The sequence below is a fragment of the Mesorhizobium sp. USDA 4413 genome (assembly GCF_056280365.1).
This window is the reverse complement of sequence record NZ_JBVPRP010000001.1, coordinates 4,696,174-4,707,827: the sequence shown is the minus strand read 5'-3', so window position 1 is coordinate 4,707,827 and position 11,654 is coordinate 4,696,174. Positions and strand designations below refer to the sequence as shown.

Below are 11,654 nucleotides of genomic sequence, written 5' to 3'. Positions count from 1 at the left end.
AGGAAAGAGACCATGAAGAAGCTTCTCAAGAAGCTGCGGGAGCTCGAACAGCGTGCTGCCGCGAAACTCGCCGAGATCAAGGACGATACCGGCGAGGAAGCTGCTCGCGCGATCGAGGCCGATCACAAGAGGATCGCCGACGAGATCACCGCGCTGCGCGCCGAGATCGATGCGCTCGCGGCTCAGGACGACGACGACGATGACGCCGGCGGCGGCAACAATGCCGGTGCAGCTTCCGCCACGCGCGCCGCCGACATCCTGGCGATCGGCACCCGTGCGGGCATGGAATCCACCGCGATCGAGGCGGCCATCCGCGCCAATGAGACCGTCGAGGCCTTCCGTACCCGTGCCTTCGATCATCTCGCCGGCCAGTCGAACCGCAACCGCACCGAGCCCGGTCGCGGCGGCGGCCAGGACGAGACCGAGACCCGTCGCAACGCCATGATCGAGGCGCTGTCCTATCGCCTTGGCGCGCCGCTGCCGCAGGCCGGCCCGTCCGCCGCCGCGCGCCAGTATATGGGCCGCGGCCTGATCGACCTTGCCGCCGAGAGCATCGGCTATCGCGGCGGCGTCGTGATGCTCAACGCCCGCCAGATCGACGAGATCCTGACGCGCGCCTCGCACACCACGTCGGACTTCCCGGCGATCTTCGAGGGTTCGATCAACCGCTCGCTCGAGCAGCGTTATGCTCTGGCACAGCCGACCTACCGGCGCATCGCCCGGCAGCGCAACTTCCGCGACTTCCGCCCGCACACCTCCGTCAAGCTCGGCGATTTCCCGCTGCTCAAGAAGGTGCTGGAAGCCGGCGAGATCAAGTACGGCACCTTCTCGGAAGGCAAGGAAACCGTGCAGGCCTTCAGCTATGCGATCGCCATGACGGTGAGCCGCCAGATGCTGATCAACGACGACCTCGGCGCGATCAACGACATGCTGTCGAGCTACGGCCAGTCGGTGGCGCTGTTCGAGGAGGTCACCTTCTACTCGACCGCCTTCAACGGCAAGCTGGCTGACGGCAAGACGGTCTTCCACACCGACCATGCCAACCTTGCCGGAGCGGGCACCGCAATCACCGTTGCCGCTGTCGGTGACGGCCGCGCTGCCATGGCCAAGCAGAAGAGCCTCGAAGGCAATCCGCTGCTCGCCAACAACGCCACCATCCTGCTCACCGGTCCCGACAAGGACCTGGAGGCGCAGATGCTGCTCGCGCCGATCAACGCCACGCAGTTGTCGAACATCAATCCCTTCTCGGGCAAGATGGCGCCGATCTCGACCGCGCAGATCGCCGACAATTCCTGGTATCTCTTCGCCGATCCGGCCAGCGGCATCTCCAACTATCGCTGGGGCTATCTGGAAGGCTACGAGGCGCCGCGCGTGCGCATGGACGAGCCGTTCGGCAAGCAGGGCTTCTCGATGTCGGTCGAGCACGATTTCGGCTGTGGCCCGACCGATTTCCGCGGCGGCTACAAGAATCCCGGAAATTGATCCGTTGACCCGCTGACGGGCGGCTGATGCCGCCCGTTTCTCTTTCACCTTCCGAAAAAAGGAGGCCTGAAATGGCCAAGAACTTCATCCAGCCGGGCAATACGGTCACCGTGACCAATACCGACGTGACCGGCGCCGTTGCGATCGCATCCGGCGAGGGCGTCCAGATCGGCCAGCTCTTCGGCGTCGCGCAGACCGACATCGCCGTCGGCGATGACGGGGAAATCGACATCCGTGGCGTCTGGGACCTCGCCAAGACCTCGGCGCAGGCCTGGAGCGTCGGCCAGAAGATCTACTGGGACGCCACCAACCGCGTCTGCACAACGACCGCCAGCTCCAACAAGCTGATCGGCCTGGCGCTGGAGGCTGCCGCCAATCCGTCCTCGACGGGTCGCGTGCTGCTGCTGCCGACCGCCGCCTAAGCAGCATGGGGACGATTGCCCGCGAGTGGGAGGGCGAGACGGCCTTCGTTCTCGCGGGCGGTGCCTCCGTCAAGGATCTCGACCTGTCGCCTTTGAAGGGGCGGCGGGTCATCGCCATCAACTCCGCCGTGCTCGCATGGCCGGAAGCGGACATCCTGTTTTACGCCGATTCCCGCTGGTGGAGCGATCCGCCGCATGGCTGGAAGGCCGATATCGGCCGCTTCGCTGGCCGCGTCGTCACGACTTCCGGCGGCGGCCCTGCCGACGTCGTCCGGTTGATGAAGGTCGATCCGGTGAACGGCATCGCCCTGAACCCGGCCCAGCTGGCGCTGGCGCGGACTTCGGTCACCGGCGCGATCAACCTTGCCGTCCATCTCGGCTGCCGGCGCATCGTGCTGCTCGGCGTCGACGGCAAGAACGGCGAGGCTGGGCGGCGTCATCATCATGGCGCGGCCTATCCCTGGCCCTTCATCAAGGGCTCGTTCGATCTGCACCAGGCGGAATTCCAGGCCGTGGCGCCGTCGATCGCACGGGCAGGGGTCGACGTGGTCAACGCCAATCCGGATAGCGCGATCATGGTCTGGCCGCGCGCTCCGTTCGAAACCGTCGTGAAGGCTTGGTGATGGCAATCCTTGTGCGCGGCATGCACGGCCTGGGCGACAACCTGCACCAGCGCGCCGTGATCCGACAGCTGATGGCTCGCGACGAGGTGTTCCTCGAAAGCTCCTGGGTCGCGCCCTACCACGACTTGGTTGGCGCGGGGCTGAAGATCATCCGCAAGGCGACGCCCTTGCGCACGCAATCGAAGAACGCCGACCGCGAGGCTTCGCTCTTCCATCGCGGGCCTGTCTCGCTGCGCGCACATGAGTTGCGGATTACCTATACGCCCGAGCTGGTGCGCAGGGCCGGATCGGTTCTCGCCGCCATGTGTCGGGCAACCGGAACAGACTACGACTTCGCCGATTTTCGCATGCCGGTGAAACCGGAATGGCTACAGCGGGCGAAGCTGCTGTTCGATGCCTGGCAGCCGAAAAAGCCTGTGCTGGTCTATCGCCCGCTGGTCGAGCGCACCGAATGGGGCGGCTGCCGGAACCGCAATCCGGACCACGCCGCCTATGCGGCACTGTTCGATGCGATCCGCGACGAGTTCTTTGTCGTCTCGATCGCCGATCTGGTGCCGGGGCAGGAATGGATCGTCGGCCGGCCGATCCGCGCCGATGTCGAACTGCACAGGGGTGAGCTCGATTTCGAGACGCTGGCCGGCCTGTTTTCGCTCTCGGCCGCCGTCTTCGCCTCGCCAGGCTTCGCCGTCATCCTCGCCCAGGCGCTCGGCACGCCGGTCGCCTCAATCTTCGGCGGCTATGAGAATTCATCGTCCTTCGCCGGCGGGGCGCGCTTCTCGCCTTACCTGGGCATCGATCCGATCAACCCCTGTCAGTGTTTCAGCCACAGCCATGCTTGCCAGAAATCCATCGACACCGCCGACGCGACTGCCCGTCTACGACCCTTCTTCGCTGAAGCTGCCCGCCATTGGGCAGGATGCGCTTGACGTCATTGGCGCCCATGTCGGCCCGATCGACTGGCGCGGCCTGCCGACGCGCTTCATGAACCCTGGCGAGATGGAGGTGCTGGTCGCGCTGGCGAACAGCGTCCGGCCGAAGACCGTGATCGAGTTCGGCGTCAACGAAGGCCGCACCGCCAAGGCGCTGATGGTCAATGTGCCGACGATCGAGCGCTATGTCGGCATCGAAGTGCCTCAGGGCTATGTCACCGACAAGATCGTGCAGCGCAACGAGGTGCCCAGCGCTCCCGGCAGGCTGGCGCTCGACGATCCGCGTTTCCGCCTGATCGTCGCCCGCCGCGGATCGCACGACCTCGATTTCGACGATCTGCCCAAGGCCGACTTCGCTTTCATCGACGGCGACCACAGCGACGCCGGCGTGCGCGCCGACCACGCGCTTGCCATGAACCGCGTGCGGCGCGGCGGCATGATCGTCTATCACGACTACCACGCGCGCGGCACGGTTGATGTGAAGAGCGTGCTCGAAGAGAAGTTCGACAACGGCGCCGAGCTGAAACACGTCGCCGGCACCTGGCTGGCCTTCTGGAAGCGTTGAGCCCGACCGATGAAGCGCGCCACGCCGGCGGATATCGATAAGCTGTTCGCCGATCTGGACCCTGACGACAGCGGCCTGTCCACCGACGAGATCGTCGCCGGATTGCGAGATGCCGGCTTCGACGCCGACCGGGAATGGTTCTGGCAGGAGGTCGCCCCGCAGATGGCACCATCGGTCTTCGGCTACACCGAACGCCACTGAAGCCGTCGAGGTGACCCCGAATGACGCCTAATGACATCCGTCGCATAGCCCAGCAGATGGCAAAGGTTGATCCGGAGAAGGCAGCCGCGATCGAGAAGGCATTGGCCGAGGTCGGCGCGGGCAAGCGCGATCTGGCGACCATCAATGTCGGCATCAATTACCGGCTGGAAAAGTTCAACGGCGACTTTCGTCCAGGTCTCGCGCCGGTCGAAGTGATCGAAGGCAAAGGATAAGACGATGCCCCTGACCAATGCAGGCCGCAACCACATCGCCGCCGCCCTGATCGCCGATGGCCCTCCCACTCCCTTCGACGCCGGCAACGCCTATCTCGGCGTCGGCGATTCCTCGACCGCCTACGGGGCCGCGCAGACCGACCTGCAGGCGGCGTCGAACAAGCTGCGCAGGGGCATGGAATCCAGCTATCCGCAGCGCACGACCAACGTGCTAACCTTCCGCAGCCTGTTCGGCACCGGCGACGCCAATTTCCACTGGCAGGAATGGGGCGTGTTCAACGGCTCGTCGGGTGGCGACATGCTCTCGCGCAAGGCCGAGGATCTCGGCACCAAGACCAGCGCGCAGAGCTGGCTGCTCACCGTCGACATCACGGTGTCGATCGGCGCCTGATGTCGCTGCTTCTCCTCTTCCAGAACGCGGCACCGATCGATATCGCCGCGTCTGACAGCCTTGCGCCGAAGCTCACGGAGAGCGCGGCCATCCTGGTCTCGCTCGCGCGTTCCGACAGTTTGGCCGTCCTGCTGACGGAATCGGCCGCGCTGCAGGTCAGCATCGGCACCTCCGACGCGCTGGCGGTGCTGCTCTCCGATGCGGTTTCCGCGATGCTGGTCTCATTCGGCTCGACGGATGCGCTGAATGTGGCGCTCTCGGAAGCCTATGCCATTGCCGGCAGCCTGAACCGGTCGGATACACTATCGCTATCGCTGGCCGAGGCGGTGACCATTCTGGCCGCACTCAATGTCGGCGACACGCTGGCGCCGCTGCTCGAGGATCAGAGCGAGGTCACCAACTTCATTGCCGCGGTCGACGACCTTCTGATCGGCCTAGTTGACGATGCCACGCTCCGCAAGGTTATCGCGACGCTGGTGCTGGCCGGCATCGACATCCGCCCGCTGCTCGCCGGCAAACTGGACATCGAGAGCGCGCTCGACGGCGACCTCGAAACCCGCCCGGCGCTCTCGGGCAAGATCAAGACCGACGACGTAACCCTGCACTGAGGGCAAAGCCATGGCCTGCATCGTCTACGTCGCCAACACCAACGTTATCGAATTGACCGGGCTCACCGACGCCGTCGAGAACGCGTTGATCAGCGATGCGGCCGTCACGTTCACGATCAAGGATGCCGACGGCGAGGAAGTCGCGGGCCAGACCTGGCCGGCACCGATGGACCCGGTCGATGGGACTGATGGGGTTCCTGGCCTCTATCGCGGCATCATCGAGGATGACGTCGAGATGACCGCGGGAACGCAGTATTTCGCGCATGTCGAGGTGGATGCCGGTCCCGATCGCATCGGCCATTGGGAATTCGCCTTCAAGCCCATCGTGAGGCGCGGCGCATGAGTATCTGGGATATCCATTACGACGCGCTCTACAGTTCGCCGCTTGCGGTCGATGCCGTGCTCACCGTGGCGTGCGGTGAAATGCCAATCGAACTGCGGGCGATCGACAAGACATCTCCGCAATTTGCCAGCTTCCAAGGCGCTGATGTTGCCACCATCGGTCCAACGGCAAACGTTCGCGCGACCGAGTTGACCGAGAAGGATGTTGATCCCGACACTCTCGACGGCGGCACACTGACGCTGAACGGCAAGGACTGGAAGATCATCAATCACCAGCCGATCCCGGCACCGACCGGCGAAGCCTTCGGCGAAGTCCGCCTATCCCTCGACGAAAGAATCTAATGGCCGAGATTGTCTACGAGGACATCCGCGAAGACATCCTTCAGCGGCTGCTCGTTCTAATGGCGATGGTCGATGACGAGTTCGAAGTGCGCCGCAATGAGACGCATCTTTCGGACAATCAGAAATATGTCGTCCTGCTTGACGGAAGCGAGGAATCTGTCGGCGAGGCACCCGGCCGCCGCAGTCCCGGCGATCCGCCATATCAGATCATGCAGATGATCCCAGAAATACAGTTCCGGCAACCTGCGGGGAAAGTCCGCAACATCGGGACCGATCTGAATCGTTTGCGCATTCGGCTTATGGCCATTGTCCTTACCGACGAAATTTTGCTTGCCATGACGGTCAAGCGTGCCTCTGCGCACCTCGCCGGCTCCAACATGGTTGCTGAGCGCGGCCGCTCTATGGAAGGCGGCATCGGTGTCGCTTTCAAGTTCAATTACCTGCTTCGGCCTGCCCAGGTCGCGGCTTAAGCCTCCCTTCTTCAACCGCCCGGTGACGGGCAATTCACCGAAAGGATCGGTCAATGGCTGACTCTCCCAGCACCAGCAACTATTTCCAGGGCACCGGCTACGCTCTCTGGACACCGACCGGCGGCGTCCAGCGCGATCTCGGCAACATCGTCGAGTGCGAGCTCACGCCCTCGCAGGACAAGCTTGAGCACAAGAAGACCCGCGGCGGCGCCAAGAAGACTGACTTCACGCAGTACAACAACCAGGCGGTGCAGATCCGCATCGTCCTCGACGAGATCACGGCCGAAAATCTTGGTCTGCTGCTGATGTCGGACGACCCGGAAGACGTGACAGACGGCGTGAAGTCGATCCGCATCATGTCCAAGAGCGCCATCACTGGCGCGCTGGAGTTCATCGGCGACAACACCCAGGGCAACAAGGTCCACGGCGTGTTTCCGCAGGTGTCGTTCGGCCCGACCGGTTCGTTCTCGCCGATCGAGGACGCCGATTTCGGCCAGATCGAGATCACCGGCGACCTGCTGGCCACGGTCTATACCGACGGCACGTCCGACTTCGGCACGATGACCATCACCGAGGCTGCGTAATGGTCGGTCTCCTCGATATCGCTCCGCTGACGGAAAAAGTCACCGTCAGCGGCAAGCAACTGGCCGTATATGGCGTCTCCGCCGCTGGCCTGGTCAACCTCATTTCCCGCTTCCCCGAAATCCGTCAGATGATGAACGGCAGGGAGGTCGACGTCGCCAGCCTGATGAATATCGGCGGCGAGGCGATCGCCGCCGTCATCGCGGCCGGCATCGGCTTCCCCGGCGACGAAAAGCAGGAAGCGGCCGCTGGTCGCCTGCCGCTCGAGGCACAGGCCGATATCCTGGCTGCGATCATCAAGGTGACACTCCCAAACGGGGTCGGCCCCTTCATCGACAAGCTGACGGCCATGCTGGCGGTCAAGGGCGACGGGGCCGGAGCATTGCAAAAGGCGCTGGCTACGAAATCGCCGAAGTCATCATTGAACTCGTCGAGCGCGGGCAAGATGAAGACCGGCTCTGGAAAGCCACGCCGCGCGAACTGATCGGTCGCCTGCATTTCTCCAATCGGATCAGAAAGCGGCAGTTCGCCGAAGCGTTGGCGGTCGCTGCTCTCGGCGCGCGCGGCGATCCGAAAGAGGTCAAGAAGACGCTGCAGGAAGCCGAGCGGGACTAGTTTCCCGCCGGCTTGAAGAAGTCGACGCCCTTCAATTGCGGGCCATTGCCGACCAGCATCTTGCCGACGACGCCCTCTGCGGCGACGTCGCAGCGGTCATCGGTGATGACGCTGGTGCAGTGCTCGAAAAGCGGCCGAAGATCGTCCCGATCCTTCCATGGCGGCATCAGGGTAACGGTGCCGCCTGGCAGTTGCAGCACCATGAAGGCGTCGCTGGCGACGGCGACGCGGCCCTTGGTGATGACGACATCGCGACCGACCAGATCAGGCCAGGAAACCATGAACTCGGTCGGGTCGATCATGACCCGTTCGGTTGCCGCGGCAGAGGTCACGGCAAGCGTCAGCAATAACCCTGTATATCTCATCGGAAGCCCTCCCGGCGAAATACAACCACGGAAGCAGGCGAAGGGCAAATGGCGCGATTCCGGTATGAGTACAAGAAGCAGGAATTTTCCGCCGCAATAGCGGCAATGAAAGACCCGATCGGCTTCGCAGGGACTTCAGCTGTCACTGAGGCCGGCGATATCGTCAAGCGCGAAGGTCGACTGGACATTGCCGCTGCCGGCTTCTCAAAACGCTGGCAGAACACGCTGCGGGTCGACATCTATCCCGGGCGGCGCGTCACATCGATCGATGCCGCCGCCTACATCTGGCACAAGATTCCATATGCCGGCGTGTTCGAGAAAGGCGCGATCATATCCGGCAAGCCGCGATTGTGGCTGCCTCTTCCGACCGCGCCGAAGCGGGCTGGCCGTCAGAAGATGACGCCTGCGCTCTACGTGAAGACGATTGGCCCGCTGGTATCCATCGAGAGGCCCGGCAAAGCACCCTTGCTGGCAGGCAGGATAGCCACGAGGCGGCGCGGCGGCACGACCAAGGTCTCTCTTTCGGCCCTCAAGCGAGGCGGCAAGGGCGCACCGTCGACCCTGGTGCCGCTGTTCATTGGCATCGAGCGGGTTTCGATCCGCGACAAATTCTCGATCAAGGAGATCACCGAGCGCGCCGCTGCGCGTCTTGGTGAACTCTATCTCAAGCATCTCAAGGTCGACTGATGGCGAAAAATACCATCGTCCAACGCATTGCCCTTGAAGGCGGCGATGCGATCAAGGACCAGTTGAAGGCGCTTGGCGACGCCGGTGAGAAGGCGTTCGCCCAAATCCAGGCGGCGGCGCTAAAGGCCGATCTGGCCAAGTTCGGCAACAGTCTGAAAACCTTTAGCAACGACCTTGCCACGGTAATCGCTAGGACGACACTTTTCGGATCGGCTGTTGCCTCTGCAGCTGCGACTGCCGCATCGGGCCTCTTCGCGCTTGCCAAGTCGGGCGCCGAAGCCGCGGACCAGGCCGGCAAGGCGGCCGAAAAGACCGGCCTGCAGGTCGATGCCTATGGCCGCCTGTCGTTTGCGGCGAAGCAGGCCGACGTCGATCAGGACCAGTTCGTCCAAGGCATGTCGCGCCTGAACAAGGCGATCGCCGAGGCTGCGGCGGAAGGGAACAAGGCCGCTGGTGCGCTCGGGGAGGCGCAGTCCAATATCGTTCAGGGCGCGGGCTTCACCACCGAGACGTTCAGCGACCTTGGCGTGACCGTTACCCGCTTCGGCGGCAATGTGAAAAAAGCCGCCAACACCGTCAAGCAGAGCGGCAACGTCTTCAAGGACCTCGGCATCAAGGTCAAGGACGCGCAGGGCAACCTGCGATCGACGGAAGACATCATCGGCGACCTTGCCGACGTCTTTTCGAAGATGCCTGACGGGCCACGCAAGAGCGCGCTGGCGATCGAACTATTCGGCAAGGCCGGCGTCCAGCTTATCCCCTTCCTCAACCAAGGTAGGGAGGGCATCAAGGAACTCGGCAAGGAAGCCGAACGGCTTGGCATCGTCTTCACCAAGCAGCAGTCAGAAGTTGGCGATGCCCTCGGCGACACGCTGGATGAGGTCTCTGCGGCAACCAAGGGCATCCGCGATCAGCTCGGGCTGATTTTCGCGCCTGGCTTCACGGCACTCGCCGCCGGCCTGCGCGACGTCATCGTGCAGAACAAGGACGCCATCCTTGCCTTCGGCCGGGCTCTCAATCAGAGGTTCCTCGAAAGCGTTCGAGACCTGCTCTTTGCCCTCATCGGGCAGGACGACAGGGTTCGCAATCCGTGGATCCTGATCTGGCGCAACGCCATTCTGCAGTTCGGCCGGGACGTCTTTGCAGTCGTCAACAATGTCGTGCTGCCACTGTTCAAGGGCATTCGGGACGGCGCCCAGAAGGTCGCCGACGCGCTGAATGCGGTCTTCGGCACCAATATCACAGGCGGCGAGCTGCTGATCGGTGCCGCGCTGCTGCAGCTGCTCGGCGTCTTCCGCCTGATCGCGTCGGCCTCCGGCGTGGTGGTCTCCGCCTTGCGGCTGATCGGCGCTGTCATTGCGACGATTTTCAGCGAGGGCGTCATCACCGCCGCAAGCACGTTCTTCGGCATCCTGATCGACGGCGCCACGGCGTTCGTTGGCTTCATCGCCACGCTGGTCGGCTGGCCGGCGCTTATCATTGCCGGATTGGCCGTAGCTGCCACGGCAATCTTCGTCTTCTGGGATGATATCGTCGCGGCGGCCAAGAACGCGCTCGCCTTCATCGAGGGCTTGTTCACCGCCGAGAATTTGTCGAAGCTCTTCGATGGCCTCCTCGAGGCGGGGAAACAGGCGGGCGAACTTCTCGTCCAGGCCTTTACGCTGGCGGTGCAGGGCATCGGCACGGCGCTTCTCGGCGCTGCGTCATTGGTCGGTGGCTTCGTCGAAGGCGTAGTCACCGCCATCGCAGGATTGGCGGCGAGCTTACTGCCGACATGGGATTCGATTGCTGCCGCGGCAAACGCGATCTGGACCAAGATTTCCGATGCAGCAGCGGTGGCCTTCAGGCTCATAGCTGAGGCGGCAGCGGGGCTCGGCGTTCTTCTCGCGCCGGTCTGGACCTCGATCGTCAATGCCGGGTCGACGGTGTGGACCGCCATTTCCGGCGCCGCCACCACGGCGTTCAACACGATCGCAACGACCGCCTCGACTGTGTTCGATGCCGTCTCGACGGCGATCGGCACGCTCGCCAGCGGCCTTTCCGACCTCTTCACCAACACTGTCAGCACGGTCGTTCAGGCGGCAAAAGACATCGCCGCGGCGATCCAGACCGCAGCGGAGGTGGCAGGCGACATTCAAGGCGCGCAGGCGCTTGCGGATGCACTTGTCGAGCCCTTCCGGCAGGCGCAGGCTGCCATCCAGCAGATCATGGCCAGCTTCCGTACCATGGTCGAAAGCGGCTTCAATGCGCTGCTCGGCGTCGTGAACAATGTCGCTGCGCAGGTGCAGAGCGCGATTTCGCGCATCCTGTCCGCTCTTCAGTCGGCGGTCGCCGAAGCTCAGCGGCTGCGCGCGGCGGCGGGCGATAGCGGCGGCGGGTCGACCAGCGGATTCGCCTCCGGCGGTCACGTCACCGGCAAGGGCGGCCCGCGCAGCGACAGCATCCTTGCGTGGTTGTCGAATGGCGAGTTTGTAATCCAGGCTGCGGCCGTGAAGAAGCTCGGCCTTGGCTTCTTGAATGCCATTAACCAGGGCGTGGTGCCTTCGCTGAAAAGCCTGCGCGGGCTTCAAGGTCGGCGGCTTCGTCAACAGCATCAGTCGTTCGATGGCCATTCCGCGCTTCGCCACTGGCGGTCTAGCCGACACGCAACTGGCACAGGCCGGAATTGGCGGCCTCTCCGGCAAGCTGGTCCGCGTCGACATCCAATATGGGCCGTCGATGCAGGATGTTTTGAAGGCCATCGCCGAGGATAGCGTCGTCGATAGGCTTTCTCGATTCGCCGTTAGCCAGTCCCTGA

The 11,654-nt window shown here is 63.7% G+C and carries 17 protein-coding genes; 16 read left to right on the top strand and 1 reads right to left on the bottom strand.

Going from position 1 to position 11,654, the window contains the following annotated elements:
- Positions 1-12 precede the first annotated feature (12 nt).
- From ACVMIM_RS23110 to ACVMIM_RS23045, 14 genes are all read left to right on the top strand, one after another.
- On the top strand, positions 13-1,482 hold the full coding sequence (locus tag ACVMIM_RS23110; protein WP_476114767.1) for a phage major capsid protein: 1,470 nt from the start codon (positions 13-15) through the stop codon (positions 1,480-1,482).
- A gap of 71 nt (positions 1,483-1,553) precedes the next feature.
- A complete protein-coding gene (locus tag ACVMIM_RS23105) occupies positions 1,554-1,904 on the top strand; it encodes a DUF2190 family protein (protein WP_476114766.1) in 351 nt (116 codons plus the stop codon).
- Between the two features lie 5 nt (positions 1,905-1,909).
- Complete coding sequence (locus ACVMIM_RS23100) at positions 1,910-2,527, top strand: hypothetical protein (RefSeq protein ID WP_476114764.1); 618 nt, start codon at positions 1,910-1,912, stop codon at positions 2,525-2,527.
- Positions 2,527-3,453, top strand: a complete 927-nt coding sequence (locus ACVMIM_RS23095; RefSeq protein WP_476114763.1) for a glycosyltransferase family 9 protein — start codon at positions 2,527-2,529, stop codon at positions 3,451-3,453. Before ACVMIM_RS23100 ends, ACVMIM_RS23095 begins: the two co-directional genes overlap by 1 nt.
- A complete protein-coding gene (locus tag ACVMIM_RS23090) occupies positions 3,359-4,021 on the top strand; it encodes a class I SAM-dependent methyltransferase (protein ID WP_476114762.1) in 663 nt (220 codons plus the stop codon). Before ACVMIM_RS23095 ends, ACVMIM_RS23090 begins: the two co-directional genes overlap by 95 nt.
- Before the next feature lie 9 nt (positions 4,022-4,030).
- Complete coding sequence (locus ACVMIM_RS23085; protein WP_476114760.1) at positions 4,031-4,222, top strand: hypothetical protein; 192 nt, start codon at positions 4,031-4,033, stop codon at positions 4,220-4,222.
- A gap of 20 nt (positions 4,223-4,242) precedes the next feature.
- Entirely contained in the window at positions 4,243-4,455 is a 213-nt protein-coding gene (locus ACVMIM_RS23080; protein ID WP_476114759.1) for a hypothetical protein, read from the top strand.
- 4 nt (positions 4,456-4,459) lie between these two features.
- On the top strand, positions 4,460-4,846 hold the full coding sequence (locus ACVMIM_RS23075) for a hypothetical protein (protein ID WP_476114758.1): 387 nt from the start codon (positions 4,460-4,462) through the stop codon (positions 4,844-4,846).
- Positions 4,846-5,454 carry a hypothetical protein gene (locus ACVMIM_RS23070; protein ID WP_476114757.1) on the top strand — a complete coding sequence of 203 codons (609 nt, stop codon included), beginning with the start codon at positions 4,846-4,848 and terminating at the stop codon, positions 5,452-5,454. Before ACVMIM_RS23075 ends, ACVMIM_RS23070 begins: the two co-directional genes overlap by 1 nt.
- 10 nt (positions 5,455-5,464) lie before the next feature.
- Entirely contained in the window at positions 5,465-5,797 is a 333-nt protein-coding gene (locus tag ACVMIM_RS23065) for a hypothetical protein (protein WP_476114756.1), read from the top strand.
- Positions 5,794-6,138 (top strand): hypothetical protein, encoded by a 345-nt coding sequence (locus tag ACVMIM_RS23060; RefSeq protein ID WP_476114755.1) that lies wholly within the window; start codon positions 5,794-5,796, stop codon positions 6,136-6,138. Before ACVMIM_RS23065 ends, ACVMIM_RS23060 begins: the two co-directional genes overlap by 4 nt.
- Entirely contained in the window at positions 6,138-6,608 is a 471-nt protein-coding gene (locus ACVMIM_RS23055) for a hypothetical protein (RefSeq protein ID WP_476114754.1), read from the top strand. The genes ACVMIM_RS23060 and ACVMIM_RS23055 overlap by 1 nt, the downstream gene beginning before the upstream one ends.
- A 53-nt stretch (positions 6,609-6,661) precedes the next feature.
- Positions 6,662-7,192, top strand: a complete 531-nt coding sequence (locus ACVMIM_RS23050; RefSeq protein WP_476114753.1) for a hypothetical protein — start codon at positions 6,662-6,664, stop codon at positions 7,190-7,192.
- Positions 7,192-7,674: a phage pre-tape measure protein gene (locus ACVMIM_RS23045; protein ID WP_476114752.1), complete on the top strand. Its 483-nt coding sequence runs from the start codon at positions 7,192-7,194 to the stop codon at positions 7,672-7,674. The genes ACVMIM_RS23050 and ACVMIM_RS23045 overlap by 1 nt, the downstream gene beginning before the upstream one ends.
- 127 nt (positions 7,675-7,801) lie before the next feature.
- Here the strand turns inward: ACVMIM_RS23045 and ACVMIM_RS23040 are convergent, their stop codons facing one another.
- Positions 7,802-8,170 (bottom strand): hypothetical protein, encoded by a 369-nt coding sequence (locus ACVMIM_RS23040; protein ID WP_476114751.1) that lies wholly within the window; start codon positions 8,168-8,170, stop codon positions 7,802-7,804.
- Positions 8,171-8,218: 48 nt separating this feature from the next.
- Between ACVMIM_RS23040 and ACVMIM_RS23035 the strand changes: the two genes are divergently transcribed.
- Together ACVMIM_RS23035 and ACVMIM_RS23030 are read left to right on the top strand one after the other, a co-directional pair.
- On the top strand, positions 8,219-8,857 hold the full coding sequence (locus tag ACVMIM_RS23035) for a DUF6441 family protein (protein ID WP_476114750.1): 639 nt from the start codon (positions 8,219-8,221) through the stop codon (positions 8,855-8,857).
- Positions 8,857-11,610, top strand: coding sequence for a hypothetical protein (locus ACVMIM_RS23030; RefSeq protein WP_476114749.1), 2,754 nt, complete (start codon positions 8,857-8,859; stop codon positions 11,608-11,610). Before ACVMIM_RS23035 ends, ACVMIM_RS23030 begins: the two co-directional genes overlap by 1 nt.
- Positions 11,611-11,654 lie beyond the last annotated feature (44 nt).

What these genes read in the sequence shown, in the direction of transcription:
- ACVMIM_RS23110 (WP_476114767.1), top strand. Translation starts at nt 13, where the DNA reads ATGAAGAAGCTTCTCAAGAAGCTGCGGGAGCTCGAACAGCGTGCTGCC.
- ACVMIM_RS23105 (WP_476114766.1), top strand. Translation starts at nt 1,554, where the DNA reads ATGGCCAAGAACTTCATCCAGCCGGGCAATACGGTCACCGTGACCAAT.
- ACVMIM_RS23100 (WP_476114764.1), top strand. Translation starts at nt 1,910, where the DNA reads ATGGGGACGATTGCCCGCGAGTGGGAGGGCGAGACGGCCTTCGTTCTC.
- ACVMIM_RS23095 (WP_476114763.1), top strand. Translation starts at nt 2,527, where the DNA reads ATGGCAATCCTTGTGCGCGGCATGCACGGCCTGGGCGACAACCTGCAC.
- ACVMIM_RS23090 (WP_476114762.1), top strand. Translation starts at nt 3,359, where the DNA reads ATGCTTGCCAGAAATCCATCGACACCGCCGACGCGACTGCCCGTCTAC.
- ACVMIM_RS23085 (WP_476114760.1), top strand. Translation starts at nt 4,031, where the DNA reads ATGAAGCGCGCCACGCCGGCGGATATCGATAAGCTGTTCGCCGATCTG.
- ACVMIM_RS23080 (WP_476114759.1), top strand. Translation starts at nt 4,243, where the DNA reads ATGACGCCTAATGACATCCGTCGCATAGCCCAGCAGATGGCAAAGGTT.
- ACVMIM_RS23075 (WP_476114758.1), top strand. Translation starts at nt 4,460, where the DNA reads ATGCCCCTGACCAATGCAGGCCGCAACCACATCGCCGCCGCCCTGATC.
- ACVMIM_RS23070 (WP_476114757.1), top strand. Translation starts at nt 4,846, where the DNA reads ATGTCGCTGCTTCTCCTCTTCCAGAACGCGGCACCGATCGATATCGCC.
- ACVMIM_RS23065 (WP_476114756.1), top strand. Translation starts at nt 5,465, where the DNA reads ATGGCCTGCATCGTCTACGTCGCCAACACCAACGTTATCGAATTGACC.
- ACVMIM_RS23060 (WP_476114755.1), top strand. Translation starts at nt 5,794, where the DNA reads ATGAGTATCTGGGATATCCATTACGACGCGCTCTACAGTTCGCCGCTT.
- ACVMIM_RS23055 (WP_476114754.1), top strand. Translation starts at nt 6,138, where the DNA reads ATGGCCGAGATTGTCTACGAGGACATCCGCGAAGACATCCTTCAGCGG.
- ACVMIM_RS23050 (WP_476114753.1), top strand. Translation starts at nt 6,662, where the DNA reads ATGGCTGACTCTCCCAGCACCAGCAACTATTTCCAGGGCACCGGCTAC.
- ACVMIM_RS23045 (WP_476114752.1), top strand. Translation starts at nt 7,192, where the DNA reads ATGGTCGGTCTCCTCGATATCGCTCCGCTGACGGAAAAAGTCACCGTC.
- ACVMIM_RS23040 (WP_476114751.1), bottom strand. Translation starts at nt 8,170, where the DNA reads ATGAGATATACAGGGTTATTGCTGACGCTTGCCGTGACCTCTGCCGCG.
- ACVMIM_RS23035 (WP_476114750.1), top strand. Translation starts at nt 8,219, where the DNA reads ATGGCGCGATTCCGGTATGAGTACAAGAAGCAGGAATTTTCCGCCGCA.
- ACVMIM_RS23030 (WP_476114749.1), top strand. Translation starts at nt 8,857, where the DNA reads ATGGCGAAAAATACCATCGTCCAACGCATTGCCCTTGAAGGCGGCGAT.